Genomic DNA, 25534 nt, shown 5'->3' on the forward strand with positions numbered 1-25534 from the left:
AGCGAGAAGCGTTGTGGCGGATCGTGTTCGGATGAGCGCGATCCGCCCGCTCGTTCAGGAACCGATGGTCAGGAACGTACTCGTTCGCGACCGCGGCTCTCCTGCTCCCGGGCCCGGCGCTGTGCGACCGCGACCTCCTGCTCCCTGGCCTTCACCGCTTCCGCCGCGGACTGCGCCTGCCCGACCTCCATCAGCATGCGCACCGCCGCCAGTTCCGGCGCGATACCCATCCGCGAAAGATGTTGGGCCAGAGCGGTCCGGCGCTCGACGGAGTCGTATCGGACGAGGGACTTGTTCATCGCGGACTGGGTCGCGGCCATACGAGTGGCCTCGGCCTGCGCGGCGAACCGGTCCTTCTCCAGCGATACGCCCTTGTCGAGCGGGGGCTTTTCGATCATGCGCGCAAGTTCTACATTGCGCGGATCCTTCGCCTTGGCATCCGCTGCCTCCCGGAGCTGACGCTCACGGGCTTCCTTCTGCCGGGCTTCGGTGACTTTGACGCGGGCTTCCGCTTCTTTCTGGCCACGTTCCCGGGTGCGCAGCGCGACAAGTGTCGCGAGCTGCAACATTTGCCTCATCATCGCCGCGGTTTCGCGGCCGATGTCGTCGAGTTCCTCGGCCATCGCATGCTCCCCGATGCTGCAGTGATCACTATGGATGATTGTGGTGCTTCGTCACGGACATCGCCACACGAACGGTGATTCGGGTAGTCAAGTCCCGCCTGCATAACGTGGACACCGGGAGCACTGGGAGGCGGCTTTACTACGCCGCTTCGTACTCCTTTCTACGAGATTACCAGCGAGAACTTGGATACCGCCGCACGCGCGCGTCGCGATACAGCATATATCGCACAATTCCGGCAGTGTGCGGAAAACTCAGGATTTTCTTTGGTTAGGAAAGCCTTACACAGAAGGTTCGATGGCCGCTTCTCGGAGGTTTCGCGGCGAAACAGCACGGGCCCGGCAGCGAGTGCTGCCGGGCCCGAAAAACCATGCCGGTCAGTCGATTCGGACCGACTGGATGGTTACGTCATCGACGGGCTTGCCATCGCCACCGCCGCCCTGCACACCCGCCGCGGCGATCTTGTCCAGCGTGGCCAGACCGGCCTCGTCGACCGTGCCGAACATTGTGTACTGCGGGGGCAGCTTGGAATCGCCGTAGACCAGGAAGAACTGGCTACCGTTGGTGCCGCCGCCATCCATCGGATCGGGACCGGCATTGGCCATCGCCAGCACACCGCGCTTGTAATCGATCGGCTGCTGCGCGGCCGGATCCATCGGGGCGTACTTGGTGGTCGGGTACTCATTGTCGAACTGGTAACCCGGGCCGCCCGATCCGGTGGCCGACGGATCACCGCACTGCAACACCTTCAAACCCTCACCGGTGGTCATGCGATGGCAGGTGGTGCTGTCGAAGAACTTCTGCTTCGCCAGACTCTCGAAACTGGCCACGGTGCAAGGGGATTGCTTCGCATCCAACTGCACGCCGATCGGACCCTGCGTGGTATCCAGAGTCGCGTTGGCGGCCTTCACATCCGACGGCTTGTCGACCGTCGGCTTGTCCACCTGGCGGGCCGCCGGGGTCTGCGTGGGCCGGTAATCACACGCGGCGCTCGCGGTGGTCTTGCTGTCGTCATCGCCCTTGGTCCAGTAGTAGATGCCGACCCCCGCCGCGACCGCGACCACGACACCCACTGCAGAGGCGACGATGGTCAGCTGCTTGCGCTTGCGCGCCCGCTGGGCCCGACTTGCGACCTGACGCTCCAGCTTCCGTTTCGCCGCAGCGCGTCGCTGTTCATTGCTCGGCACTAGCTAGTCCCTCCGTATCGGTTGCTTCCGGGATAGTAGTGTGCCATCACTTCCTGAGACATCCGTCGCTGATTCATTGTCAGTTTCAGCGATCCGAGTTTTTCTGCTCGGATGGTCCGTTTCGGCATCACCAAAACCCAACGGCAGTGGTGTCCTGAGGACGGTCTCTCGTTTCCTTCCGCTGCTTGGCGGGTTTCCGCCACCAGCCCGGCCCACCCCGGCGACGCCCGGGCGAGTGATTCGGGTCTTACGGTCGGCTCGGCGAGGATTCGACGTGGTTACGTCCTGGTCTCCGGCCACTCCGGTACCAGCGGAAACGTTCACCGCGAGAGCGGCGAGGTTGGTGGCGGCGTTCACGTCCCGATCCAGGATCAGGCCACATCCGTCGCATTGGAACACCCGAACATGTAGTGGCAGTTTGGCTTTCACTAACCCACATGCCGAGCAGGTTTTCGAACTGGGAAACCAGCGATCTGCCACCACCGTCGTGGTACCGGCCCAATCGCCCTTGTAGGTGAGTTGCCGACGTATCTCGCCGAAACTCGCGTCGGCGATACGCCGCGCCAACCTCCGGTTCCGCAGCATTCCCGCCACATTCAAATCCTCGACGACGACAGTGCCGTCTTCCGGCGTACTCGAGATGTGAACTGGTGCAGCGCATCAGCGCGAAGGTTCGCCACCCGATGACGGATACGGTTTCGCTGCAGGTTGGCCTTTTCCCAGCGGCGCGAAGCCGGAGTGCCTTTCTTTCGATCGGATCCGCGTCGCCGTGCGACCACCCGCGACGCCCGTCGCAGCCGACTGAGCGCCGTCTGTAAGTGAGCGGGGTTGGCTTCGTAGCGGACTTCACCGTCACTCGCCGCCGACACCGCCAGATGTTTGATCCCGACATCGACGCCGACAGCGATCTCTGGTCGAGTGGGGTCGAGCGTGTCGCGCCGAGTCTCCACATGGAAGGCGACGAACCAGCGGCCGCGTTCCTGGCGGACTGTCGCAGACAGGACCCGGGCGGTCCCAGCCTGGAGACGACGTTCAAGTGCGCGGGTGGATTCGTGGGTACGGATGGTTCCGAGCCGGGGAAGGGTGACGTGGCGGAGGTCCGGCTCCACCCGAATCGAATGCAGCTGCGGCTGCGGACAATCCGGTGTTATATGCCTCTTTCGAGTTTTCTCGCCACCAGTGGGCGAACCGTGGATCGGTGTGCTTGATCTGGTTGAAGACCCTTCGTAGCGCGGGCAGGGAATACGGTCGCAGCGGGGGTGAGCTGGGCGTCGGGAATGCCGTACGACCGTTCGGCGGCGCGCTGCCGCCATGCTGCCGTCACCCAGTCCACCGCCCAGTTATAGGTCGAACGAGCGGCCCCGCAGTGTGACCGCAGTGCCTGCTCGACGCTTGCGCTGGGGTCCAATGCGAATCGGTATGCCTGAAACACCCACCCGGGGCGTGCTCGGAACTTCGCCACACTTGCCCCGTTTTCTCTGCTCGGTCCAGCACGCTCCATTGATTGTGTCGAACCATATCGGCGAGACTCGCAAATATGTTCGAGTTGAGGTGAATCGGCGGAGAATGTCCCGATTTGCCGGCTCCATCCGCGCGCCGCATGCGACCCGTTAGCTGTGCTGTGCCCGTAACCGGTTGGACTTGTCGGAGCACCATGGGGAAAACTGGACGCTGTGACCAAGACCAGCAGCTTCCGTGCCCCGAAGGGTGTACCCGACTATCTGCCTCCCAGCTCCGCGGAGTTCGTCGCCGTACGCGACACGCTTTTGAACACCGCGCGACTGGCCGGATACGGGCATGTGGAGCTGCCGATCTTCGAGGAAACCGTGCTGTTCGCGCGCGGTGTGGGTGAGTCCACCGACGTGGTCAGCAAGGAGATGTGGACCTTCGCCGACCGCAATGGCGAGAGCTTCACATTGCGGCCCGAAGGCACCGCCGGCGTCATGCGCGCGGTCATCCAGCACGGGCTCGATCGCGGGCAGTTGCCGGTCAAGCTCGCCTATGCCGGGCCATTCTTCCGCTACGAACGCCCGCAGAAGGGGCGCTACCGGCAGTTGCAGCAGGTCGGCGTGGAGGCCATCGGCGTCGACGATCCGGCCCTGGACGCCGAGGTCATCACGATTGCCGATCGGGGCTTCCGGTCGCTCGGACTCGACGGATTCCGGCTCGAACTCACCTCCCTCGGCGACGACAGCTGCCGCCCGCAGTATCGGGAGTTGTTGCAGGACTTCCTGTTCAAGCTGCCTTTGGACGAGGAGACCCGCCGCCGCGCCGAGATCAACCCGCTTCGTGTGCTCGACGACAAGCGGCCCGAGGTCAAGGAAATGACCGCCGACGCGCCGCTCATGATCGACCACCTGTCCGAATCCGCCAAGGCGCACTTCGAACTGGTGCTCGGCTACCTCGACGCGCTCGGCGTGCCGTACGTGGTCAACCCGCGCATGGTGCGCGGCCTCGACTACTACACCAAGACCACCTTCGAATTCGTGCACGACGGGCTCGGCGCGCAATCCGGTATCGGCGGCGGCGGACGCTATGACGGGCTGATGGCCGAACTCGGCGGGCAGCCGCTGTCCGGTATCGGCTTCGGAATCGGCGTGGACCGGACCGTGCTCGCGCTCGAAGCCGAGGGCAAGACCGCCACCGACGGGTCGCGCATCGACGTGTTCGGCGTGCCGCTGGGCGATATCGCCAAGCAGCACCTGGTCGCGCTCGCGGCGCAACTGCGTGCCGCCGGCATCCGCACCGACCTCGCCTACGGTGGGCGCGGCATGAAGGGCGCCATGAAGGCGGCCGACAAGTCCGGTGCGCGTTTCGCCCTGGTACTCGGCGACCGTGAGGTCACCGAGGGCGAAATCGGGCTCAAGGACCTCAGCAACGGTGAACAACGCCAGATCCCACTGGCAGAAGCCGTAGCCCAGGTGACCGCGGCCCTCGCCGCCGAATAGGACAGTTCGCCCCTCGTCCCGGAAAGCTGAAAAGCTCTCCGGGACGAGGTATTTCATTGCGGTAAAACCGAGTGCGACGGCCGGTCGAACCCGCCCGAATCCGGGCGGATCGCACGACACTGCTGGTAGCGTGCCGGACGGTGCGCGGACCAGCGCGCCACGCCGACCGGCGCGCCACCCGGACGAATGCGCAACCGTGACTGAACAATCCACGCCCGGGCCCGCCAATGAGGTCGGGCTCGACCTCATTGCCCCGGAGCTGCTCGCCCCCGCACTCCGCAGACTCACCCTCGCCGCCATCGGCATCGGGGTCGGTGTCGGGTTGCTCGCGGCGATACTGGTGAACTGGCCGGTCGCAATCGCGATCGGACTGGTACTCGGCGCACCGACCGCGCTTTATGCCATCGCCGTGCAGCGTCGACGAATCCGGCTCTCCGGCACAGTGATTCGGGCACGGACCTGGCGGGGGGAGCGAAGTCTCGACATTGCCGACGCCACGGGCGTGGAGATCCTGGTCCACCCGGGGCGGTTGAGCCGGATCCTGCTACGCGTGACCGCAGGTCCGGACACCCGCATCATCCCGCTCGGTATGTACACCGACAGCGGCGATGGCCGTGAACTCCACGCCCTGGGTCTGCGCAAACTGGCCGATGCGTTGGCGGCGTGTCCATTGGCGGCTGCTCTCGCCGTCTCCGACCTGCTCATCCGGCAGTCCCGGGCCGAAGTCCGCGATGCCTATGCCGAGGAGCGGCCGCTCTATCGCGCGGTTGGCCTGGTTCGTGATCGGGACGCCGTTTCCACCGTGGTCCTCACCGACGCCGATATCGCCCAACTTGCTCGGTGATGGTCCCGGACCTTCGTAGCAGACCAAGAACGAACAAGACAAAAGACGCCCGGACAAGAAGAACCACCGACCTGAAGTGGACAATTCAGACAAGGTGAGGGGTCTCGGGCTGACGGCGCACCCCTGTATCGAGCCATCACACCCCTCCTCGACACAGCACACCCCGTATAAAGGGGTGTGCGGGTTAGACACGGGGTGTGATGGCTTCGAGGGTGGGCGGTTTGGGGGTTTTGGTCTTTGGGGTTTGTTTTTTTGCTCGAGATCGGTACCACGGCCTGCCAGCCGGGCTGGTAGGTGAGAGTGCGGCTCCCAAAGGGGGAGCGAAAGTCGGGTACGGCAGGCGAGGTTCCCACTCCGAAGAATCTTGGCCCTCCTCCGAACCCCGCTGGAACGTGATGTTCCGCAGGGTATTCGGCTACGAAGGCCCCGTGCACAAGCCATCTACCATACCGTTTGTCGGATTCCCCGGGGGAGCCGACAACATGCATGTAATGGCGCTGGTAAACGCCGAGTAGCCCCCTGCATGAGTACATCCATGTTGCAGCACCGTGCCGGTCGGTAGGCGGATGCGAGCCGGGCGAGGTGTATTTGCGGTGGATGTCTCTTTGCTCACGATGGGGCTCACCGACAGGGTGGGGGCGGGGTGAGGGCGGTTAGGGTTGGGCGAGAACCGACTAGCGCTAGGAGTTCGTCGTGAGCACTGCCGCTCGGCTTGCACCTGTGACCGTCACCGTTACCGGTGCTGCTGGACAAATCGCTTATGGGCTGTTGTTCCGGATTGCTTCGGGGGCGTTGCTGGGGTCGGAGACTCCGGTTCGATTGCGGCTGTTGGAGATTCCCGCCGCGGTGTCCTCGCTCGAAGGCGTTGCCATGGAGTTGGAGGATGGGGCGTTTCCGTTGCTGGACGGGATCGATATCTCCGATGATCCGTGGGTCGGGTTCGATGGGGCGAATATCGCGCTGCTGGTTGGTGCGCGGCCGCGTACCTCGGGGATGGAGCGGTCGGATCTGCTGGCCGCGAATGGGCCGATCTTCACCGATCAGGGTGCGGCCATCAATGCCAATGCGGCACAGGACATCAAGGTTCTGGTGGTCGGAAACCCGGCCAATACCAATGCTTTCATCACCATGAGCAATGCGCCCGATGTGCCCGCCGCCCGGTTCACCGCGTTGACTCGGCTCGATCACAATCGCGCTATTGCGCAGGTAGCGAAGAAGACCGGGGCGGCTGCGGCGGAGATCCATCGAATTGCCATCTGGGGCAATCACTCCGCGACGCAGTACCCGGATCTCTCGCATGCCAGCGTCGCCGGTAAGCCCGCGCTCGAACTGATCAATGATCCAGCGTGGGTGGAGGACGACTTCATTCCGACCGTGCAGCAGCGCGGGACCGCGATCATCAAGGCCCGTGGGGCTTCGTCGGCAGCCAGTGCGGCCAGCGCTGCCATCGACCATATTCATGATTGGGCGCTGGGCACTCCGCATGGGGAGTGGGTCTCGATGGCGGTGCCGTCGGACGGTTCCTACGGTGTTCCGGAGGGCCTGATCAGCTCGTTCCCGGTGACCTGTGCCGATGGTGAGTACCGCATTGTGCAGGGGCTGGAGATCGACGAATTCTCCCGTGCCCGAATCGATTCGAGCGTCGCGGAGCTGGCGGCCGAGCGCGATGCGGTGATCGAGCTCGGCTTCGCCAAGCGTTCCTGACTAGCCGCGGACCTTGGCGATGATGTTGTCGCCGTACCACTTGATCTTGGTGATCTTCTCTTCCAAGGTCTCGGTGTCGTGCTCCTTGGCGTACGAGTTGCGGAAGCCGACGATCACATCGGTGATGCCCTTCTCCTCGACGCGCTTCACACCATCCGGGGTGTACGCGTCGTAGGAGACGGCGTGGATCTCGAACTCGCCGGGATTGTCACGCTCGCTACGCAATTCGTTGATGCGGGCCAGGTACTTGTCCAGGTCCTCGGGGTTACCGCCCGCGTGCATCCAACCGTCCGAGAGCCGCACCGCGCGTCGCAGCGCCGCGTCACTGTGCCCGCCCACCAGGATCGGCAGCGGCTCGGTGGGTGCGGGGGTGAGCTTGATCTTGGGAATGTCGTAGAACTCGCCGTGGTACTCGAAGTACTCGCCGGTGGACAGGCCCTTCACGATCTCGATGCACTCGTCCAGGCGCTTGCCGCGGCGCTCGAACGGGACGCCCATCATCTCGAAATCCTCCGGCCACGGGCTGATGCCGACACCGAGAGCGAAACGGTTATTGCTCAGGCGCGCAAGCGAACTCGCCTGCTTGGCGACCAGCACCGGCGGGCGGATCGGCAGCTTCAACACGAACGGGGTGAGCCGCAGCGTGGTGGTGGCCGCGGCGATCGCCGCCGACAGTACGAAAGTCTCGATGAACGGCTTGCCGTCCAGGAAATCGCGATTGCCATCCGGGGTGTACGGATACTTCGAGTCCGACTCCGCGGGGTAGGCGATGCTGTCCGCGATGGTGATGCTGTCGAACCCGGCCGCCTCGGCCGCCTGAGCGAGGGGGATGTAGTAATCCGGGTTGGTCATCGCCTCCGCATAGGTGAAGCGCATCGGGTCGTCCTCTCGACAGTGAGCAAGGTGCGAAAACTAGAACAGATTCCAGTTTCTTGTCGTGATGTTAGCCCGGAATGCGCGCGATGGCGATGAATCGGGGCGAAACCGCGACAGCCATTTCAGCGGCGCTGAAGTGCAACATCTGTTGTATCGCAGCATCCGCGCACGCCACCGCAACGGTCTCGGTGGCTGAGATGACGCGCCCACGGGGTTGCCCTGGGCAGTTGAACCTTGTTCTAATCTCGGGCATGACCATCGCCATCACCGGATCCGGGTCGGGCATCGGAGCGGCCACCGCCGCCGCGCTCACCGCGGCGGGCCACGACATCATCGGCATCGACCTGCGCAATGCCGACGTGACCGCCGACCTCACCGATCCGGCCGCCCGCGCGGCGGCCGTAGACGCGGTGCTGGAACGCTCCGGTGGCGTCCTGAACGGCCTGGTGCTGTGCGCCGGAGTCGGCCCGCACGTCTCCGACCCCAACTTCGTGGTCGAGATCAACTACCGCGCCACCGTCGCCTTCCTCGACGCCCTCTTCCCCGCCCTGCAAAAGGGCGAATCCCCTGCGGCCGTGGTGGTTTCGTCGGTAGCCTCCACCCACATCAAGTGGGAGGAGAACCCCATCAATTTGGGTACCGAATCCGAAGCATTCACCGCCGCAGGCGATTTCGCAGGCTCATACGCTTACGCCGCCTCCAAGAACGCTGTCACCGTGGCAGTTCGCCAGCGCGCCACCGAATGGGGCAGTGCCCGCGTCCGCCTCAACACCGTCGCCCCCGGCAGCGTCGACACCCCGCTGCTCCGGGCCGGCATGGATGATCCCCGCTACGGCGACGCCATCCGCAACTTCGTGGCCCCCATCGGCCGCAACGGCACCCCCGCCGAAATCGCCTCCCTGATCAAGTACCTGCTCGGCCCCGACGCCGGCTTCATCCACGGCGCCCAATTCGTAATCGACGGCGGTATCGACGCCCAGGTCCGCCCCACCGCGGTCTGACCGCCCCCGCCGGGCATGGATCCCGGCCCACAATCGGTGGCCGTCGCCCGCGAGGTGTACAAATCCGCATTCGGTCTCGGCCCCCGCGATGCCGCGGTCTCGGAGCAGCTACTCCGAGGCCGCGGCATCACTATGTTCAGCGCCGTTCGGGTGGAATTTCAGGTTTGATCTGTGTCGTAGTCGCCGGTGGGTTCATCGTCGGGTTGGCCGATGACGCCGGGGCCCGCAGCGCCCAGGTTGCCGGTGAGTTCGCTTTCGGCGGAGACGCTTTGGTAGTGCTGGACGGTGCGGGAGGACTCCTGGTCGGAGCCGCCGCGGCCCGCTCCCGCGGCCCCGGGGGAGCCCATGAAACCGGGGTTGCCTGGGCCGCCGATGCCGGGGGCGCCTGCCGTGCCGGAGCCGAAGGGGTTGGCCTGGGCGGCGATTCGGCCGCCGGGGATCGAGGAGCCGGGGCCGCCGGGGATCGAGGGGATGCCGCCGCCGAGACCGGCGCCTCCGCCCGCACCGCCACCACCGGCTCCGCCGCCACCACCACCGAGACCTGCTGCCTTCGTATCCAGATCCGTGGGGGAGCCGGGGGTGGCGAGTCCGGACGGGTTGGCGGCGGACGGGTTCATCGCGCCCTCGAGGAGGGATTTAGCCTTTTCCAGGATGGGCTGGCCGACATTCTGGGCGAGGGAGTGGGCTACCTCGGCCGGGTTCACGCCGCCGTTCTGGCCGGCGAGTTGGGCGATGAGGGCGTTGAGTTGGGCTGTGTAGCCGGAGAGTTCGCCGTGGGTCAGGTTGACCACCGTGATCGCCGAGCTGAGATGTTCTGTGGCAGCAGCGATCAGGGCGGTTTGGCCCGGGTGAGTCAGGGCTACCGGGGCGAGGGCGGTGGCCTGGGTGGCGAAGGATTGGGCGATGGCTGTGAGTTGGATATTGCCGCGTTGGACCACCGCGGCGGCCTGTTCGGTGAGAGTGGAGAGGTCGAAGCCGCGCTGGGTGGTTTCCTCGCCGTGATTCTGCGCCTGCCGGCCCGCCGATTGCGCTTTGGTCGATGCCTGGCCCTGCCAGAGCTGTTCGACGGTTTTCAAAGCGCCACTACCGATTTGGACGGCGCTCTCGATGTACTTCGAGCCCTGGCTCAGCAGGGTGGCGGGATTCAGGGAACCCAGGACGCCGGTGCCGAAGCTGTTGATCAAGTCCAGGAAGGGTTTGAAGAGGGCATCGATACCTGGGATCGCGGGGACCGACAGGCCCTTCATGAGATCGCCCACCGGATCGGCCGGCAGCGGCGGCAACACCGGGCTGCCTGCGGCCTGGTTGAAGGCGGCCTGGGCGGCGTTCAAGGCGGCGGGCACGCTGTTCAAGGCCGCCTGAGCGGCTCCGACCACGCTCTGCGCGGTGCTCAGCGTCTGTTGCGCGCCCGAGAGCACGCCGTGCGCGGAGTCGAGCGCGGGGGAGATGGCACCGTCCAGGACCGAGGCCGCATGGGTGTCGCCGCTACCGCCGGGGAAGTGCGGCAATCCACCGGAGAGCGGCGTGCCTTCCTGCTCGAATTCCTTGCGGGACAGGGCGAATGCGGGCGGTTCGATATCCGGCATATCGGCCGGGAACTCCCCGAGCGGCAACGCCGGAAGAGCTCCGGGAGTTACGGCGTGCAATGCGTCAGCGCCGGCGACGGCCCCTGATTCCCCGGCGCCGCCGGGGTGCGCGAGTCCGATCACTCCGGAGTCGATGGGCCTCATGCCTGCTCCCCGATCTGGCTCGCCACGCTCCCCAGCCCGCTCGCGAAGGAGCTGTCGGTCGAGTCGTAGGTGGCGGCGGAGCCGAAGGCGGCCTGGCCGAGGTGGGTGAACCGCGCGGAGAGCGCGTTGATGTCCTTGTCGTGGAGTAGCTCGGCGACGGCGAAGCTGGCCAGGAAGTCCGCGCCGATGAGCCCGAAGACCGGGGTCATGGCCGCGACATGCGAGACCGCGTCGAGCCCGCCGGTGCCGGCGATATCGGCGGCTACGCCGTGCTGCGTGGTCGCGAAGCCGCGGACCGCGTCGGTGTCGACCGAGAGATCGGCCATCGGAGCCCCCCAAAACGTCGTGACTGCGTCGAGTTGAAAAGACATGCGGTTGCGAATATAGCCCACTGAGCGTCCAGCCCGGCGTGGCGCATGTCTCGACGCCGCAGGTCGGGGTCGTTTCGGAGTCGCCGCCGAGCCGTTCTTGCAAATTAGAACAAGTTCTATATTCTTCATTCCATGAAGGTCGCAGTCACCGGCGCTGCCGGGTTCCTTGGCACCAATTTGCTTCGCCTGCTTACGGATCGCGGTCACGAGGTGACTGCCATCGATCGCGTCCGGCCCACCACCGACACCCCCGGCGTGACCTGGGTCAGCGGCGATGTGCTGGATCCCGCCTCGATGCGCAAGACCCTCGATGGCGCCGAGGTCGTCTACCACCTGGTCGCGCTCATCACCCTCGCGCACAAGAACGATCTGGCCTGGCGGGTCAATACCGAGGGCGTGCGCGTGGTCGCCGAGGCCGCGCTCGAGGTCGGCGCGCGCCGCATGGTGCACACCAGCTCGATTCACGCGTTCAACCAGTACACCTGCGGCGGCACCATCAATGAGCGCGCGCCGCGCTCCATCGATCCCGATCTGCCGGTGTACGACCGCTCCAAGTTCCAGGGCGAGGTCGAGCTGCGCAAGGTCATCGACCAGGGCCTGGATGCCGTGGTCTGTAATCCGACCGGTGTGTACGGCCCGATCGACCACACCGACTCGCGTATCAACAAGACCCTCTGGGATGCCGCGCGCGGCCGCGTCCCGGTCATGATCAGCGGCGGCTTCGACCTGGTCGACGTGCGCGACGTGGCCAACGGCCTGGTGCTCGCGGGCGAGCGCGGCAAGACCGGTGAGAACTACCTGCTCGGCGGGCACTTCACCAATATGTTCGACGCCACCCGCCTCGCGGCCGAGGTGAACGGGAAGATGAAGCCCGCCTTCGCCATTCCCGTCAAGGTGATCAACTCGCTCATGCCGGTAATGGAACCTGTCGCCAAGGCGCTCGGTAGCGATCGCATCTCCAAGGCCGCCATGGGCGCGCTGCTCTCGGCCCCGATTGTGGAGCACGACAAGGCAACTGCCGAAATCGGCTACCGCCCGCGCCCCGCCGAGGAGACCATTCGCGACCTCGTCGCCTTCTACAACGGCCAGAATTTCAAGGTTGTCACGCAGAAGATCGCTTGACACCAGGTAGAACAAATGTTCGACTTGAGTGGTGCGGTGGCAAAGCCAGACCCTCGAGGCCGATGACGGCGCGCTGCCCGGGTTGGAGCGCGCCGGATTCGTTCGGAGCGTACAGACTCCGGAGTTCGAAGGCATCACCTTCCACGAGGTGCTCTGCAAATCCGCGCTGAACAAGGTGAACGGCGGTGACCTGCCGTTCAACTGGACCATCAACCCCATGCGCGGGTGCTCACACGCCTGCACCTACTGCTTCGCCCGCACCACCCACGAATATCTGGACCTGGACGCGGGCAATGACTTCGACAATCAGATCGTCGTCAAGACCAATGTCGCCGCCGTCCTGCGCCGGGAGCTGCACAAGCGCTCCTGGCATCGGGAAACCGTTGCGCTGGGGTCGAATACGGATCCCTATCAGCGCGCCGAGGGCCGCTACCGGCTGATGCCGGGGATCATCGGCGCGCTCACCGAATCGGGGACCGGGTTCTCCGTCCTCACCAAGGGCACGCTCATGCGCCGGGATCTGCCGCTGCTGACTCAAGCCGCACGGCAGGTGCCGGTGCATCTCGCCGTCTCCATCGCGATCATGGATCCCGAGCTGCATGCCGGTCTCGAATCCGGCACCCCCTCGCCGCGTGCGCGCCTGGAGTTGGTGCGCGCCTTGGCCGATGCCGGTTTCGCCGTGAATGTCATGGTGGCTCCGGTCATTCCGTGCCTCACCGATACCCGCTCACACCTCGACGAACTCCTCGGAGCCATTGCCGAGGCGGGCGCGGCCAGTGTGGTCGCCTTCCCCATGCATCTACGCGGCAGCACCCGCGGCTGGTTCCTGAACTGGCTCGCCGAACAGCACCCGGCGCTGCTGCGGCGCTACCGGCAGTTGTATGGTCGCGGGACTTCGGTGACACCGGAGTACTCTGCGTGGCTACGCGGCCGGATCGAGCCGCTGCTCGAAAAGCATGGACTGAACCGCGAACGGCAGGCCGAACCCGAGGTGCGCGCCGCCGTATCGCACACGCCCGACCCGCAGCTGGCTCTGTTCGCCTGAGACCGGCCGCGAATCTCGGCCCGATTCACCAATCTTTGCCTGTTTCACCGCTCACTTTGCAGGAGAGTCGCGAATATAGCGGAGTAGTTTGGCGTTGGTACCTCTCACGGACGAGGAAGTGATGTAGGCGCATGGGAAACAGTGGTGCCCCAGAGAAATTGGAAAAGGTCGTAATTCGGTTCGCCGGTGACTCCGGTGACGGTATGCAGCTCGCCGGTGACCGATTCACCCACGAGGCAGCCGCATTCGGCAATGACCTCGCCACTCAGCCCAGCTTCCCCGCCGAGATCCGCGCGCCTCAGGGCACGCTGCCGGGGGTGTCCTCGTTCCAGATCCAGATCGCCGATTACGACATCCTCACCGCCGGTGACCAGCCCGATGTGCTGGTGGCGATGAATCCCGCTGCGCTGAAGGCGAATCTGGAGGATCTCGCGCGCGGGGCCATGTTGATCATCAATACGGACGAATTCACCAAACGGAATCTCGCCAAGGTGGGGTATACGGGTGATCCGCTCGCCGATGACACTTTGACCGATTTCGTGGTGCATCAGGTGCCAATGACTTCGCTGACCCTCGGCGCTACCGAACCGACCGGTGTGGGCAAAAAGGATGGGCAGCGCGCCAAGAATATGTTCGCGCTGGGATTGCTCTCCTGGATGTACGGGCGGCCCCTGGGTGGCACGGAAGAGTTCATGCGGGAGAAATTCGCGGCCGAACCCGATGTGGCCGAAGCGAATATCCTCGCATTTCGGGCAGGGTGGAATTACGGCGAAACCACCGAGGCGTTCGCCACCACCTACGAGGTCGCTCCCGCGACACTGCCCGCCGGCACCTACCGGCAGATCACCGGCAATACCGCGCTCGCCTACGGCATCGTCACCGCCGGGCAACTCGCCGGACTGCCGGTATTCCTGGGCACGTATCCGATCACCCCGGCCTCGGACATCCTGCACGAACTGAGCAAGCATAAGAACTTCGGCGTCACCACCTTCCAGGCCGAGGACGAGATCGCCGGAATCGGTGCGGCACTGGGGGCTTCGCTCGGGGGAGCGCTGGGGGTCACCAGCACGTCCGGGCCCGGACTGGCGCTCAAGAGCGAGACCATCGGCCTGGCCGTCATGACCGAATTGCCATTGCTCATCATCGATGTGCAGCGCGGCGGGCCGTCGACCGGTCTGCCCACCAAGACCGAACAGTCCGATCTGTTGCAGGCGCTGTACGGGCGCAATGGCGAATCGCCGGCGGCCGTACTGGCTCCGCGCTCACCCGCCGACTGTTTCGAGACCGCGGTGGAGGCGGCCCGCATCGCACTCACCTATCGCACCCCGGTGCTGCTGCTGTCGGATGGCGCGATCGCCAATGGCTCGGAGCCGTGGTCGATTCCCGAGGTCGCCGAAATACCGCGCATAGACCCGGGATTCGAGCCCGGCGGGGACTCGAGTGATGAATTCCAGCCGTACGCACGCGATCCCGAGACCCTGGCCCGACCGCTCGCGGTACCCGGCACGGTCGGGCGTGCGCATCGCATCGGCGGCCTCGAAAAGGCCGACGGCAGCGGCAACATCTCCTATGAACCCGCCAATCATGAACTCATGGTCCGGCTGCGGCAGGCCAAGATCGACGGCATCACCGTGCCTGATCTCGAGGTCGAGGATCCCGACGGCCGCGCCGAACTGCTGCTGATCGGCTGGGGGAGTTCCTACGGTCCGATCGGCGAGGCGTGCAGGCGTGCCCGGCGGCGCGGCGTCCCGGTGGCGCAGGCACACCTGCGGCATCTGAATCCGTTCCCCGCCAACCTCGGTGAGGTGCTGCGCCGCTACCGCACCGTCGTCGCTCCGGAGATGAACGGCGGCCAACTCGCCATGCTGCTGCGCGCCCGCTACCTGGTCGACGTCCAACCCTGGACCAAGATCGCCGGGCTGGCTTTCTCGGCCCAGGAACTCGTCGGCGTCATCGACGCGGCACTGGACGGCTCTATCGCGGAGATGGAACAGGCCAAGGGCTTCGATGCCCGAGCGCGGGCGACCTATCGCACACCAGGGGGTAACTGATGACCATCCTCGAAAACTCTTTGATCGGAACCGATCTCGGGCTCACCGGACTGTCCGGTGTGCCGCGCGCGGACGGGCCGCAGAAAGCCAAGGACTACACCACCGATCAAGAGGTGCGCTGGTGCCCGGGATGCGGTGACTATGTCATTCTCGCGACCGTGCGCGGATTCCTCGCGGACCTGGGGCTCGAGCGCGAGAATCTCATGTTCGTCTCCGGCATCGGATGCTCCAGCCGATTCCCGTATTACCTGGAGGCGTACGGGATTCACTCGATTCACGGGCGTGCGCCCGCCATCGCCACCGGACTCGCGGTGACGCGCCCGGATCTGTCGGTGTGGGTGGTGACGGGGGACGGCGATGCGCTCTCCATCGGCGGCAATCACCTGATCCATGCGCTGCGGCGCAATGTGAATATGACGATCCTGTTGTTCAACAACAGGATCTACGGGCTCACCAAGGGTCAGTACTCACCGACCTCGGAGACCGGCAAGGTCACCAAATCGACGCCGATGGGGTCCATCGACCACCCGTTCAACACGCTGTCGGTGGCGCTGGGAGCCGAAGCCACTTTCGCCGCAAGGGCTTTGGACTCCGACCGTACCGGGCTCAATGAGGTGTTGCGCGCCGCGGCCGAGCATCGCGGCACGTCGTTCGTGGAGATCTTGCAGGACTGCCCGATCTTCAACGACGGTTCATTCGACATGCTGCGCAAGGAGAACGCCGAATCGCATCTGATTCGCCTGCGTCACGGCGAGCCCATCCGATTCGGAGCGGAGAACGAATTCGCCGTGGTGCGAAGCGGTTTCGGTTTGCGGGTGGTGCCCACCGAGACCGTCGCCGAAGCCGAGATCGTGGTGCACGACGCGTACACCGACAATCCCGAGTACGCCTACGCGCTGTCGCGGCTGTCCGATCAGGATCTGTCGCGGGTGGTGACCGGAGTCTTCCGCAGTGCCACCCGACCCACCTATGACGATGGTGCCCGGGCTCAGCTCGAGACGGCTGTCGAACGCAAACCGGTAGGGGAGAATTCGCTCCAAGACCTGCTCACCGGACGCGAAACATGGACGGTCGGATGAGGTTTCGCGCTTTCGGGACGCGACGAAGGCGGTCGGCAGGCGCTGATACAGATCGGCGAAGCGCTTGCGGGCCGCCTTCTGCGTGCTGGACAAGGGCGTCGGCATCCATTGCGAGTGTATGCGGTCGACCGTATGCTTAGTTTATGACGACCATCGGGCAGCCTCTGACCGAGGAAACGGACCCGCACGTACTGCCCGCTCAGGCTCAATGTCGTGGTCAGCGAAGCGGCGCTGCGACAGCAGACGGGTGGGCCGGCTGTCCTGCGGAACCAGCTCGAGCACCTCATCACGATGATCGAGGGACACGAGACCACCATCGACTTTCGGGTGCTCCCGTTCACGAGCAATATCGGTGCGATTCGTGGGTGCTCAACCTTCCACATCCTCGATTTCGCGCGGCCCCGCCTGCCCACTCTCGCCTGGAGTGAAGTGCCGACCTGGGACGAGCTGGTCGAGGACCCGCTGCGGGTGCGGAACATGACCACGGTCTTCGGTCACCTCCAAACGGAATCGCTCACCCGAGACGACTCTCTCGGCTTTCTCAAACAACAACTCGCAGATAAGGAACAAAACGGCAGGTGAGTAGGATCCTCAATATCACAGGCACCACTGCACTCCACTGGTTCAAGGCGACGCGCTCCAACTCCTCATCGAGCTGCGTCGAGGTTGCCTTCACCGCCGACGGGGCACTCATTCGCGATAGCAAGTACCTGCGCGACCCTGACAATCACCCCGCACAGCAGCCAATTCTTCGGGTGCCCGCCGGAGGGTGGGCAGACTTCCTGAAGGCCGTCGAGAATCGCGCTAGCGAAGGTTCCGGTGGATTTCCCTTCATCGCCTACGACAGCGAGGGTGATGCGTCGATATCCGACGGGGTCACCACGCTGGTCTATACGCCTCCCGAGTGGGAGGCGTTCCACGCCGGGGTGCTCGATGGAGAGTTCGACCGCATTGCGGTAGCTGTCGGACGTAGGTGCCTGCTGGACCCTGCCCGCGAGTCGAGCTCGGGGTCTCGTGCTTTTATGCCAGAAACACGGAAGCGCGCTGTGCGAGCTGTGTCCGACCCGGATTGGGTCGCAACCACACCTCGCACACAAGGCTCCTCTACCGCCCGCGGCGCTGTCGGCGGATCCCCGCCATATGCTGTGGATTCTTCTTGGCAATGATCGATAATCCTCACCGCAATCGCCTCCATGCGGTAACGAAAATCCCCACAAACGTTGCCACTAGTACGCCGAGAATGGCTGCGGTGCACGATGCCTGGAAATATTTAGGAGTGATGAAGATTCGCCTCTGTCGGGGGTGTGAAGAATTACCCTTCGGCACGACGGAGCGTCTCGAAATGGTCAGTTCAGACCCCGAGTTGATCGAATCTTCCCCTGAGTAAGTAGTAATCCGAGCTCGCCCCGACCACACGCACCGAAGCACATTCAGGTTCCGGACGATCCATCCCAATTCGGTCAAATGGTGACTAACTGCGTGCTGTCGACACCAGGCCGCCGACTGCAGCTACCAATCCGCCGAGTGCCAGCACTATGCCTATGGGACGTGTCCAGCCGGCCGCGGTTTCAGCGGTCGAGGCTCGGTCGTGATAGCTCTGCGCGCCGGATTTCGTCGACACGCACGTGTCACCGCTGCTCAACCGCTGGCCATCGCATCGTGGATTCTTCGCGTCGCTGTTCGCCGCGCAAGACACCAGAAGCAGGAGCGCGCCGACCAGCAGCAAGGCGAACCCAAGTCCTAGCAGTCCCGCCCCTCCAGTTCCTTCGCTGCCGTTCTCGCTGGTTTCGGCCATCTCCACCCTTAATTGTTTCTGCGCGCGCGAAATTGTGCCGATGGTCGGCTACAAACGCACCTGTACGACCGCAATGCGGTCGAATTAACGGGACCTTACTCCGGCCGCGTCAATGTCAAAACTGGCGCTATAACTACCTATGAAGATCAGCTGCGACGCCGGACGCGCTGGGACTCGTCCGACAGTCGCTCCTCACCGTATTATTCTCGACAGTCTCTAAAGGGGCTAGAGCACAGATCGCGTTTACGGCCCTGCGAAGAGTTACCCGATATGGGGTGCAGGAACAATCTCTCTGCGGAACCGATCGCGCGTCCTTCCGGCCGCCATAACGTAAGTTCAGGACCCGTCGGCGGCGGCGTTCGAGTCGGGGGTCGCCCTCGAATCCGTCCCTCTACCAGTTCGCCGGTTCTCGACGGGATCCAGTCGCCGGGTGACCGGAACCTAGGGGTGGTGATGTAGCGGCTCCCGGTCGTGGCTGCTTCACTTGCGAGCTTGGCGTTCATGACGTGGTGATAGCTCAGAGCGTCGGGGACGACAGGGGTTCGGTTCGGCGCACTGCGCGGGCGCGAGCATATGCGCCAGCCGGTCTTAGGTCTGCTCCTGCGCCTGTTGGCGCGCGTGGGCAACCCGCTCAACGATAGTCACCGGGCATGGCCGGATCACCTGCGCCTAGATTGTCGGTTTCCTTGCCTCAGCACCCGGAGTAACGCACCCGCGGGGGCGTGCCTGCACGGACAGTGCCTGTCCGTGCACGACGTGGTCGACGAGATCGGCCCATCGGACGGCCAGTTCGCCGACCTGCAGCCACACCAGGTGCAGTGCCTCTGACGGTGGCACCGCTGGTGCCCGCAGGATCTGCACCGCGTCGAGTTGTGCCGCGGCCATCGCATCAACCACCGCGCCCAGCGATTGCCCGCACCGATACGCGTACCGCGCATGGTGCAGGGTCCACAGGTCGATCGCTGACCTCAGCGCCAGGCGCATACCGAGGATCCCGACGACCCCGGGGTCCCTGCGCGCGACGGTGTGAAGTTCGGCCAGACCGCGCGCACATTTCGCCACCGGGTGCGCAGCGGGATCGGCGCCCCGCTCAGGACACAGCGCAGCGAACAACTCATGCCAATCGGGGAGCACCGGCCCGCCCATGGCGAGCCACACCCCGGCCGAAGCGCACAGATCCGTCACCTCGCCGCACACCTTCTCGGCGGAGTCGAGCGCGAGGGCAAGGGCAAGATCCTGGTTGGCCGGGGTATCGATATCCACCATCGCCGCTCACCACCCCTGCCTTGCTGTGGCGCGGTGGCACGGCGGGCTCAGGTCCCGGCCGAAACGTCGAGCACACATTCGCTCAAATCCTTGTCATCGACGACGAAAAGCGAAGAGCCGCAGCGTCTTCGCTTTGCGTACTGTCACGAATGGGTGGTTTCATCCCCCACCACCCCAATGCCCACCCTCGCAAGGTGTCTGGTCGAGGCATATGGCTCCGAGCACGGAGTCTTGCGAAAGTTTGTCTTGCACACTAAGTCGCGCTTTCGCCCGGTCTCGAGCGCTTTCCTGCCCATTCGTGGCAATTTTCTGCCCTCCGTTAATGCCGCACAAGTAACCGGCGGCCGAAACCACCCCCGCCCTGGCCACAGGGCTAACGAGGGGTGTTCACCTTCCCCGGCGCGACACAGCGGCGATCGGCACGACAAGGACCGCCCCGCGAGTCGACTAGGGGTCCGGGTGGGTAATGGCGAGTCCGGGGCAACGGTGAGGGCCACAAAGGTGCCCGCCCGCGCGGGCAGAAAATGACCGCGAACGGGCAGGAAAGCGGTCGAGTCGCAGAGTCGGCCCGCTCTAATGTCGAGACGTGCTTTCCGCATGACAAGTACGGCGTTGGCTAACCTCCAGAGGAACCGGCATAAGTTGATTGCTGATAGACAAACCCTGTCGGATCCCGCACCCCGCTTCCCCGGCCCGCGAATTCCGCTCTGGCCGCAGGAATTCGCGGCCGACCCGCACCAGGTCTATCGGGCCATGCGCGAGCGGTTCGGCGCAGTGGTGCCGGTAGAGCTGGCACCCGCGGTCCCGGCCACCCTGGTGATCGGCTATCGCGCCGCGCTGCGCGTTCTGAACGATCCGGAGCATTTCCCCGCCGATCCGCGCGCATGGCAGCAGGGCGTTCCTGGTGACTGCCCGGTGCTGCCGATGATGGAGTGGCGCCCCAATCCCATCCGCAGTGCCGGCCAGGACCACCGGCGCTACCGGGCGCCGGCGACGGCGGCACTCGACCGGATCGACCTGTATCGCCTGCATACGATCGTCGAGCAGGTCGCCGTCGAGCAGATCAACCGGTTCTGCGCGGCCGGGCATTGCGACGTGGTGCGGCAGTACGCACTGCCCGTGGTGTTCGAGACTCTCAATGTGCTTCTCGGGTGTTCCCCCGAGATCAGCGACCGCGCCTCGCGAGGTATGGCGGCGATGTTCGACACCACTGCCGATGCCGCCGACGGCAACCGGATTCTGGGCGAGGCGCTGCTGGAACTCATCGCGGCCAAACGCGCCGCTCCGGGGGCCGATGTCACCAGCTGGCTCACCCAGCATCCGGCGCGGTTGGACGATGACGAAATGCTGCATCAGCTGGTGCTGATGTATGCCGCCGGAATCTCACCGCCACAGAACCTCATCGTGAACACGCTGCTGCTGATGCTGACCGACCAGCGGTTCGGCGGCGGGCTGCTCGGGGGCAACGTGTCCACCCGCGACGCCATCGACGAAGTGTTGTTCGACGACCCGCCGATGGCCAACTACTGCATCAGCTATCCCCGGCAGCCGGTCCTGGTCGAAGACGTCTGGTTGCCGCCCAATCAGCCGGTTGTGATCAGCATGGCAGCCTGCAACAACGATCCAGAGATCCGGTCCGGCGACTTCACCGGCAACCGGGCGCATCTGGCGTTCAGCACCGGCCCGCACGCCTGCCCCGCCCGCTCGGTGGGCTACATGATCGTCCAAGACGCGATCGATCAGCTGCTGGACGCTCTCCCGGACATGAAATTGGCAGTGCCCAAGTCGGCGCTGCGATGGCGGCCAGGACCATTCCACCGGGCGCTGTCGTCTCTGCCGGTCTCATTCCCCCCCAGCCCACCGATCCATCTGGCCGGCAACCCGTAGTTTTCAGACAGGAGTTTCTCGATGGACAACCACACCGTCCCCATTGTTCTCGACCCCGCGGGCACGAACATCCAGGGCGAAATCGCCCGAATTCGCGAGCAGGGGCCGGTCACCCTGGTTGAGCTCCCCGGCGGAGTGCGAGCATGGTCGATCACCAACGCGGCCGTGCTCAAAGAGATACTGTCCGGATCCACGGTTTCCAAGGACCCGCGCAAACACTGGCCCGCGTTCCAAAACGGGGAAATCCCCGAAGATTGGGAGCTGGCCAATTGGATCAACACGCCCTCGATGTTCATTGCGTACGGGGCTGACCACCGCAGGCTGCGCAAAGTCGTCTCGAAGGGGTTCACCCCTCGGAGCACCGCGGAGCTCGAGCCCCGAATCCAGGAGATAGTCCAAGAGCTGGTCAAGGGCCTCGAGGCGACCCCGGCCGGGCAGGTGGTAGATCTGCGCGAGGAATTCGCGTACCCACTGCCGATCCGGGTGATCGGTGAACTGCTGGGAGTGCCCGAGGACCTGAGCGAGCCACTGCGTGTCTGTGTGGACAGTGTTTTCGACACCGGGGTGAGCAAAGACGAAGCGGTAGCCACCTACACCGAGATGATCGGCCTGCTACAGACTCTGGTGGCGTTCCGGCGGGAGAACCCCGGGCAGGACATGACCAGCACGCTCATCCGCGCGGCCGATGATCCCGAAACCGATTTCACCGAAGCCGAACTCGTCGGCACGCTCTATCTGACAGTCAACGCCGGGCACGAGACGACGGTGAGCCTGCTCGACCACGCCATACACCTGCTGCTGACTCACCCCGGACATCGAGCCGCGGTGTCTGAGGGCACGTTGGGCTGGACAGAGGTGATCGAGGAGGTGCTCCGGTTCGAGTCGCCCGCCGCGCATGTCCCGCTGCGCTACGCGGTCGACGATTTTGAGCTGGGCGGTGTGGCGATCGCCGCCGGCGACCCGATCCTGGTCTGCTATGCCGGGGCCAGCCGAGACCCGCAGGTCCACGGCCCTACCACCGACGTGTTCGACCCCACCCGCGCGACCAAAGAGCATATGGCGTTCGGCTACGGCGTCCATCATTGTCTGGGTGAGCCCCTGGCGCGGCTCGAGGCGCAGATCGCTCTTCCGGAGATCTTCACGCGGTTCCCGGACATGATGCTCGCCCCTGGACAGGAGATCGGGGCGGTACCGGGTTTCATCTCCAATGGGCATCGCCGTCTGCCGGTGCTGCTGAGCGGGAAATGACTGAGCGGGAGAGGACCAGCGGCATGCCTCTAACTGTGCGCGGCGTAGGTTCTGCCGCGCACAGTGCTGGGGATCAGCAGGTCCTGAAGGGTTCTTGTAGTGTCATGGCCAGTTCGGGTGCGTGAACAGAGGTGTCCATATGAGCGATGTGGAATATCAGGCACAGGACTTCACGTCCGACGACAAAGATCCTGCGGGATCCTGGGACGACTACCTCAGGGACAAGCAGGGAACGGTGGGGTTGGCGTTCCGCCAGGGGTTCCGCTCCGCCGCGTTTGCCCAGAGTCTGGGCCAATTACAGGTAGTCAAATTCTCTACCGCACCGGTGGACTACCGGCGCACGCAACGCCATATACGAGCCGACGGCGACGAACACAGCTACCGGCTCCTGGTCCCCCTGCAAGGTCATTTCAGGTTCGAGCAGGGCGATGCCAGGGAAATCTTCTACCCCGGCAAAGTTGGCTTCTTCCAGTGGCACCAACCGCTGTCCATGACACACGACACAGACATCAGCGCTCTGATCCTGACCGTCGCCCAGGACTCAGTCGATATCGCACACGCCGCAAATGCCCCGCTCGCACTCGATGAGACGCGGCCGTTGGTGCGCTCGCTCGAGGCACAGGCCCGCTTGCTCGGCGAGGCCAAAGGCTGGACGGCAGCGGATTGGAGCGTCGCATACAGCAGCGCGGTCGAGCTCCTCAAAGGGGTACTCAACCCCTATCCGGACGCATCGTCCGCCAGGGGTGCGATAGACGCCGAACGCGCACGATGCCTCATCGAAGAACATGCCAAGGACCCCAAGGTGACCCCTGAGGCCATCGCCGCGATGCTGGGTATCGGCGAGCGCACGCTGTACAAAGTGCTCAAACGAGCTGGGTACCCTCCAGCAGCGACGATGCTGCGCGAGGTCCGCGTCAACCGCGCACATCAGCGTATTCGTACCGCGCTGCCATTCGACATGGACAAAATCGCGTTTGAGGAAGGATTTCCCAGCGTGCGCAGCTTCCGACAAGCCTATCGAGAGCGCTACGGGCGGACCCCAGTCGAGATGCGTGAAAAGCTGTTCGGTCACCCCACCGGCAGGTAGCCGACGAAGTTCCGGGCGCTACGCGTAGTACAAGACGCCACGAACTGATTCGAGCGCCGGTGGTGGTGCGACAACAGCCGAACCAATGGCGGCTGCGCTCGAGTTTGCTTCGTTGGGTGCTCGATGCCGTCCACACCGAGTTACGGACTGGTGAGATCTCATATTCAAGTATCGCGCATTGTCGGAGGTTTCGAGCTGGCCAGTGACCGGCATCGGGGCAAGGACGTCATGCGGCACTTCAACATTCAGAGCGCCACTCCATAAAGAGCTGTCCTGGCGCGAAGGGGGCGACAGGACAGCGAAGTTCCCGCCGGACCCGCCCACTAGGGTGCTGGTCCGGCGGGAACTTCGCCACCTCGATGTCCGCATGCACGGTTGCCGCAACATCGAGTGAGCATGTCTGTCCCACAATCGGATTCAACTGATCTCGCCTTCCCATCTCTTTTCGCCCTTTGTGACATTCGGGATACCTGCATGAAATTGCGCACCTACGCCGTGTGCCCCCTCGGGGCCATTCTCATCATCGACGAGGTCGGGCCGCCTGATGGGCGGTCGGTGCTTCTGAGTCCCCCGCTGATGATGGGAATAGGAGCGCTCGGGCCCCTCATGGAGCAGCTGGCATCGCGAGGGTATCGGGTAATCACCTGGGATCATTGAGGCCAAGGCTCGAACAGGCTGTTACGGGGCAGCCCGGAAGTGAACCTCACCGAGCTGACCGCCGATGCGATATCTGTGATCGAGGGATTGAGCCTGCACAAACCACACGTTGTGGGCCAAGGTCTGGGCGGCATGGTGGCATTGCGGGTGGCGGCATGGCGGCCCGATCTCATCGCCTCGGTGACAACGATTGCGGCCTCGGCCGGGACCGACGAGCACAGCGAAACCATCAAGTCACTGGCCGACCACATCGAAAAGCGCGGAGTGAGAGGCGAAATCGATCTCGGGTGGGGACGCACACCTACGCGCAGAGAACCAGCGGCGCGCGCCGCCGACCAGGTTGGAGCTGCTGGCCAAGCGAAAGCGGATGTGGCGGTGATGTTGCCGCCGGCACTGGAGCAATTGGCCTGTGCTGGTGCAAATTCCGCGTCACTTCGCGGAGTAAGAGTGGTACAGGAGTTGGCCGCGGGGCGGGCTGTGGACGGACAACTCGAGGAAGCGCTCACGACCACCATCAGCGATCCGGGCCACCGGATCGCATGGGACATGTTGGCCCTCGGTGCCCCTGCTCATGATTTGGGCCTGCCAACCGGAATCAACTCCGAGGTGCTACCTCAAAACCTGTTGCGGTGGTCACCGCAGCACCGCTGAACGGATCTCGGCGACCCCCTACCTAGGCACACTAGAACGCACGGTTCGGCTCCACGATCGAAGTTCCAAGAGCGCAGCCGCAATCACTCGCGGCCGCGACTGGTCCGAGATCGTAAGTCAGCGCTGTTCGTCGCCCAGATCGCGCGGCGTGGACAAGGATTCGGCGACTGCAGCGGCGGCGGCCACGTCTACGCGGCTTCCCGGCTGCTCATTGACGGTGACGTCTTCGAAGCGCAGGCCCTGATCAGTTCCACAGGCGACCGGCAGACCCGCACAACTTGTGTCCGCTAGAGGCCAGGAGTTGTGCACACCCAATGAGCGGAAGGGCTTTGTGTCACAATATGTCTCGTGTCTCACTTGGCTT

Annotated in this window: 23 protein-coding genes and 1 pseudogene; 14 read left to right on the forward strand and 10 right to left on the reverse strand. The window is 64.5% G+C overall.

Going from position 1 to position 25534, the window contains the following annotated elements:
• Positions 1-68: 68 nt before the first annotated feature.
• From GFY24_RS07545 to GFY24_RS43590, 5 genes are all read right to left on the reverse strand, one after another.
• Positions 69-623, reverse strand: coding sequence for a hypothetical protein (locus tag GFY24_RS07545; RefSeq protein WP_153804301.1), 555 nt, complete (start codon positions 621-623; stop codon positions 69-71).
• 375 nt (positions 624-998) lie between these two features.
• The gene (locus GFY24_RS07550; RefSeq protein WP_309230580.1) at positions 999-1808 is read right to left on the reverse strand and encodes a peptidylprolyl isomerase; all 810 of its coding nucleotides are present in this window, start codon (positions 1806-1808) and stop codon (positions 999-1001) included.
• Positions 1809-1811: 3 nt separating this feature from the next.
• Positions 1812-2393 carry an RNA-guided endonuclease InsQ/TnpB family protein gene (locus GFY24_RS43585; protein WP_375336021.1) on the reverse strand — a complete coding sequence of 194 codons (582 nt, stop codon included), beginning with the start codon at positions 2391-2393 and terminating at the stop codon, positions 1812-1814.
• Between the two features lie 11 nt (positions 2394-2404).
• The gene (locus GFY24_RS41700; RefSeq protein ID WP_309230581.1) at positions 2405-2917 is read right to left on the reverse strand and encodes a transposase; all 513 of its coding nucleotides are present in this window, start codon (positions 2915-2917) and stop codon (positions 2405-2407) included.
• Between the two features lie 38 nt (positions 2918-2955).
• Positions 2956-3309 carry a helix-turn-helix domain-containing protein gene (locus tag GFY24_RS43590; protein WP_375336013.1) on the reverse strand — a complete coding sequence of 118 codons (354 nt, stop codon included), beginning with the start codon at positions 3307-3309 and terminating at the stop codon, positions 2956-2958.
• 172 nt (positions 3310-3481) lie between these two features.
• Between GFY24_RS43590 and hisS the strand changes: the two genes are divergently transcribed.
• From hisS to GFY24_RS07570, 3 genes are all read left to right on the forward strand, one after another.
• Positions 3482-4756: a histidine--tRNA ligase gene (hisS, locus tag GFY24_RS07560; RefSeq protein ID WP_309230582.1), complete on the forward strand. Its 1275-nt coding sequence runs from the start codon at positions 3482-3484 to the stop codon at positions 4754-4756.
• Between the two features lie 196 nt (positions 4757-4952).
• Entirely contained in the window at positions 4953-5600 is a 648-nt protein-coding gene (locus GFY24_RS07565; protein WP_309230583.1) for a hypothetical protein, read from the forward strand.
• Between the two features lie 693 nt (positions 5601-6293).
• Entirely contained in the window at positions 6294-7304 is a 1011-nt protein-coding gene (locus GFY24_RS07570) for a malate dehydrogenase (protein WP_309230584.1), read from the forward strand.
• Here the strand turns inward: GFY24_RS07570 and GFY24_RS07575 are convergent, their stop codons facing one another.
• Positions 7305-8180: a TIGR03619 family F420-dependent LLM class oxidoreductase gene (locus GFY24_RS07575; protein ID WP_153804303.1), complete on the reverse strand. Its 876-nt coding sequence runs from the start codon at positions 8178-8180 to the stop codon at positions 7305-7307. It abuts the gene before it with no gap.
• 251 nt (positions 8181-8431) lie between these two features.
• Between GFY24_RS07575 and GFY24_RS07580 the strand changes: the two genes are divergently transcribed.
• Positions 8432-9181, forward strand: a complete 750-nt coding sequence (locus GFY24_RS07580; RefSeq protein WP_153804304.1) for an SDR family oxidoreductase — start codon at positions 8432-8434, stop codon at positions 9179-9181.
• Positions 9182-9339: 158 nt separating this feature from the next.
• On the opposite strand, the gene GFY24_RS07585 is transcribed toward GFY24_RS07580, so the two are convergent.
• On the reverse strand, positions 9340-10911 hold the full coding sequence (locus GFY24_RS07585) for a hypothetical protein (protein ID WP_153804305.1): 1572 nt from the start codon (positions 10909-10911) through the stop codon (positions 9340-9342).
• Positions 10908-11237, reverse strand: coding sequence for a type VII secretion target (locus tag GFY24_RS07590; protein ID WP_153804306.1), 330 nt, complete (start codon positions 11235-11237; stop codon positions 10908-10910). Before GFY24_RS07590 ends, GFY24_RS07585 begins: the two co-directional genes overlap by 4 nt.
• 177 nt (positions 11238-11414) lie before the next feature.
• Here GFY24_RS07590 and GFY24_RS07595 point away from each other — a divergent pair, with 177 nt between their 5' ends.
• The 6 genes and pseudogenes from GFY24_RS07595 (at position 11415) to GFY24_RS07620 (ending at position 17745) form a co-directional block, all read left to right on the forward strand.
• Positions 11415-12404, forward strand: a complete 990-nt coding sequence (locus GFY24_RS07595) for an NAD-dependent epimerase/dehydratase family protein (protein ID WP_153804307.1) — start codon at positions 11415-11417, stop codon at positions 12402-12404.
• A gap of 31 nt (positions 12405-12435) precedes the next feature.
• On the forward strand, positions 12436-13449 hold the full coding sequence (locus GFY24_RS07600; RefSeq protein WP_309230585.1) for an Rv2578c family radical SAM protein: 1014 nt from the start codon (positions 12436-12438) through the stop codon (positions 13447-13449).
• Positions 13450-13580: 131 nt separating this feature from the next.
• The gene (locus GFY24_RS07605; protein ID WP_153804308.1) at positions 13581-15500 is read left to right on the forward strand and encodes a 2-oxoacid:acceptor oxidoreductase subunit alpha; all 1920 of its coding nucleotides are present in this window, start codon (positions 13581-13583) and stop codon (positions 15498-15500) included.
• Positions 15500-16579, forward strand: a complete 1080-nt coding sequence (locus GFY24_RS07610; RefSeq protein ID WP_153804309.1) for a 2-oxoacid:ferredoxin oxidoreductase subunit beta — start codon at positions 15500-15502, stop codon at positions 16577-16579. Before GFY24_RS07605 ends, GFY24_RS07610 begins: the two co-directional genes overlap by 1 nt.
• 195 nt (positions 16580-16774) lie before the next feature.
• Positions 16775-17161: pseudogene (locus GFY24_RS07615) on the forward strand (Scr1 family TA system antitoxin-like transcriptional regulator); the annotation flags it as partial.
• Positions 17158-17745, forward strand: a complete 588-nt coding sequence (locus GFY24_RS07620; protein WP_153804311.1) for a DUF397 domain-containing protein — start codon at positions 17158-17160, stop codon at positions 17743-17745. The pseudogene GFY24_RS07615 and the gene GFY24_RS07620, both read left to right, overlap by 4 nt.
• A 305-nt stretch (positions 17746-18050) precedes the next feature.
• Here GFY24_RS07620 and GFY24_RS07625 read toward each other — a convergent pair whose 3' ends face one another.
• Both GFY24_RS07625 and GFY24_RS07630 read right to left on the reverse strand, forming a co-directional pair.
• A complete protein-coding gene (locus GFY24_RS07625) occupies positions 18051-18374 on the reverse strand; it encodes a hypothetical protein (protein WP_153804312.1) in 324 nt (107 codons plus the stop codon).
• A 669-nt stretch (positions 18375-19043) separates the two neighbouring features.
• Positions 19044-19640 carry a hypothetical protein gene (locus GFY24_RS07630; protein ID WP_153804313.1) on the reverse strand — a complete coding sequence of 199 codons (597 nt, stop codon included), beginning with the start codon at positions 19638-19640 and terminating at the stop codon, positions 19044-19046.
• Positions 19641-20282: 642 nt separating this feature from the next.
• On the opposite strand from GFY24_RS07630, the gene GFY24_RS07635 reads away from it, so the two are divergent.
• From GFY24_RS07635 to GFY24_RS07650, 4 genes are all read left to right on the forward strand, one after another.
• On the forward strand, positions 20283-21527 hold the full coding sequence (locus tag GFY24_RS07635) for a cytochrome P450 (protein WP_228566091.1): 1245 nt from the start codon (positions 20283-20285) through the stop codon (positions 21525-21527).
• A gap of 21 nt (positions 21528-21548) precedes the next feature.
• Positions 21549-22775, forward strand: a complete 1227-nt coding sequence (locus GFY24_RS07640; RefSeq protein WP_153804314.1) for a cytochrome P450 — start codon at positions 21549-21551, stop codon at positions 22773-22775.
• A 139-nt stretch (positions 22776-22914) separates the two neighbouring features.
• Complete coding sequence (locus GFY24_RS07645; RefSeq protein ID WP_153804315.1) at positions 22915-23862, forward strand: helix-turn-helix domain-containing protein; 948 nt, start codon at positions 22915-22917, stop codon at positions 23860-23862.
• Between the two features lie 696 nt (positions 23863-24558).
• Entirely contained in the window at positions 24559-25170 is a 612-nt protein-coding gene (locus GFY24_RS07650) for an alpha/beta fold hydrolase (RefSeq protein WP_153804316.1), read from the forward strand.
• Positions 25171-25534: the final 364 nt, after the last annotated feature.

Source organism: Nocardia sp. SYP-A9097, assembly GCF_009649815.1.
Taxonomy (GTDB): domain Bacteria; phylum Actinomycetota; class Actinomycetes; order Mycobacteriales; family Mycobacteriaceae; genus Nocardia.

Coding starts and splice junctions, on each gene's coding strand:
- GFY24_RS07545 (WP_153804301.1), bottom strand. CDS start 623: ATGGCCGAGGAACTCGACGACATCGGCCGCGAAACCGCGGCGATGATG.
- GFY24_RS43585 (WP_375336021.1), bottom strand. CDS start 2,393: ATGCTGCGGAACCGGAGGTTGGCGCGGCGTATCGCCGACGCGAGTTTC.
- GFY24_RS43590 (WP_375336013.1), bottom strand. CDS start 3,309: ATGGAGCGTGCTGGACCGAGCAGAGAAAACGGGGCAAGTGTGGCGAAG.
- GFY24_RS07575 (WP_153804303.1), bottom strand. CDS start 8,180: ATGCGCTTCACCTATGCGGAGGCGATGACCAACCCGGATTACTACATC.
- GFY24_RS07580 (WP_153804304.1), top strand. CDS start 8,432: ATGACCATCGCCATCACCGGATCCGGGTCGGGCATCGGAGCGGCCACC.
- GFY24_RS07585 (WP_153804305.1), bottom strand. CDS start 10,911: ATGAGGCCCATCGACTCCGGAGTGATCGGACTCGCGCACCCCGGCGGC.
- GFY24_RS07590 (WP_153804306.1), bottom strand. CDS start 11,237: ATGGCCGATCTCTCGGTCGACACCGACGCGGTCCGCGGCTTCGCGACC.
- GFY24_RS07595 (WP_153804307.1), top strand. CDS start 11,415: ATGAAGGTCGCAGTCACCGGCGCTGCCGGGTTCCTTGGCACCAATTTG.
- GFY24_RS07605 (WP_153804308.1), top strand. CDS start 13,581: ATGGGAAACAGTGGTGCCCCAGAGAAATTGGAAAAGGTCGTAATTCGG.
- GFY24_RS07610 (WP_153804309.1), top strand. CDS start 15,500: ATGACCATCCTCGAAAACTCTTTGATCGGAACCGATCTCGGGCTCACC.
- GFY24_RS07625 (WP_153804312.1), bottom strand. CDS start 18,374: ATGGCCGAAACCAGCGAGAACGGCAGCGAAGGAACTGGAGGGGCGGGA.
- GFY24_RS07630 (WP_153804313.1), bottom strand. CDS start 19,640: ATGGTGGATATCGATACCCCGGCCAACCAGGATCTTGCCCTTGCCCTC.
- GFY24_RS07640 (WP_153804314.1), top strand. CDS start 21,549: ATGGACAACCACACCGTCCCCATTGTTCTCGACCCCGCGGGCACGAAC.
- GFY24_RS07645 (WP_153804315.1), top strand. CDS start 22,915: ATGAGCGATGTGGAATATCAGGCACAGGACTTCACGTCCGACGACAAA.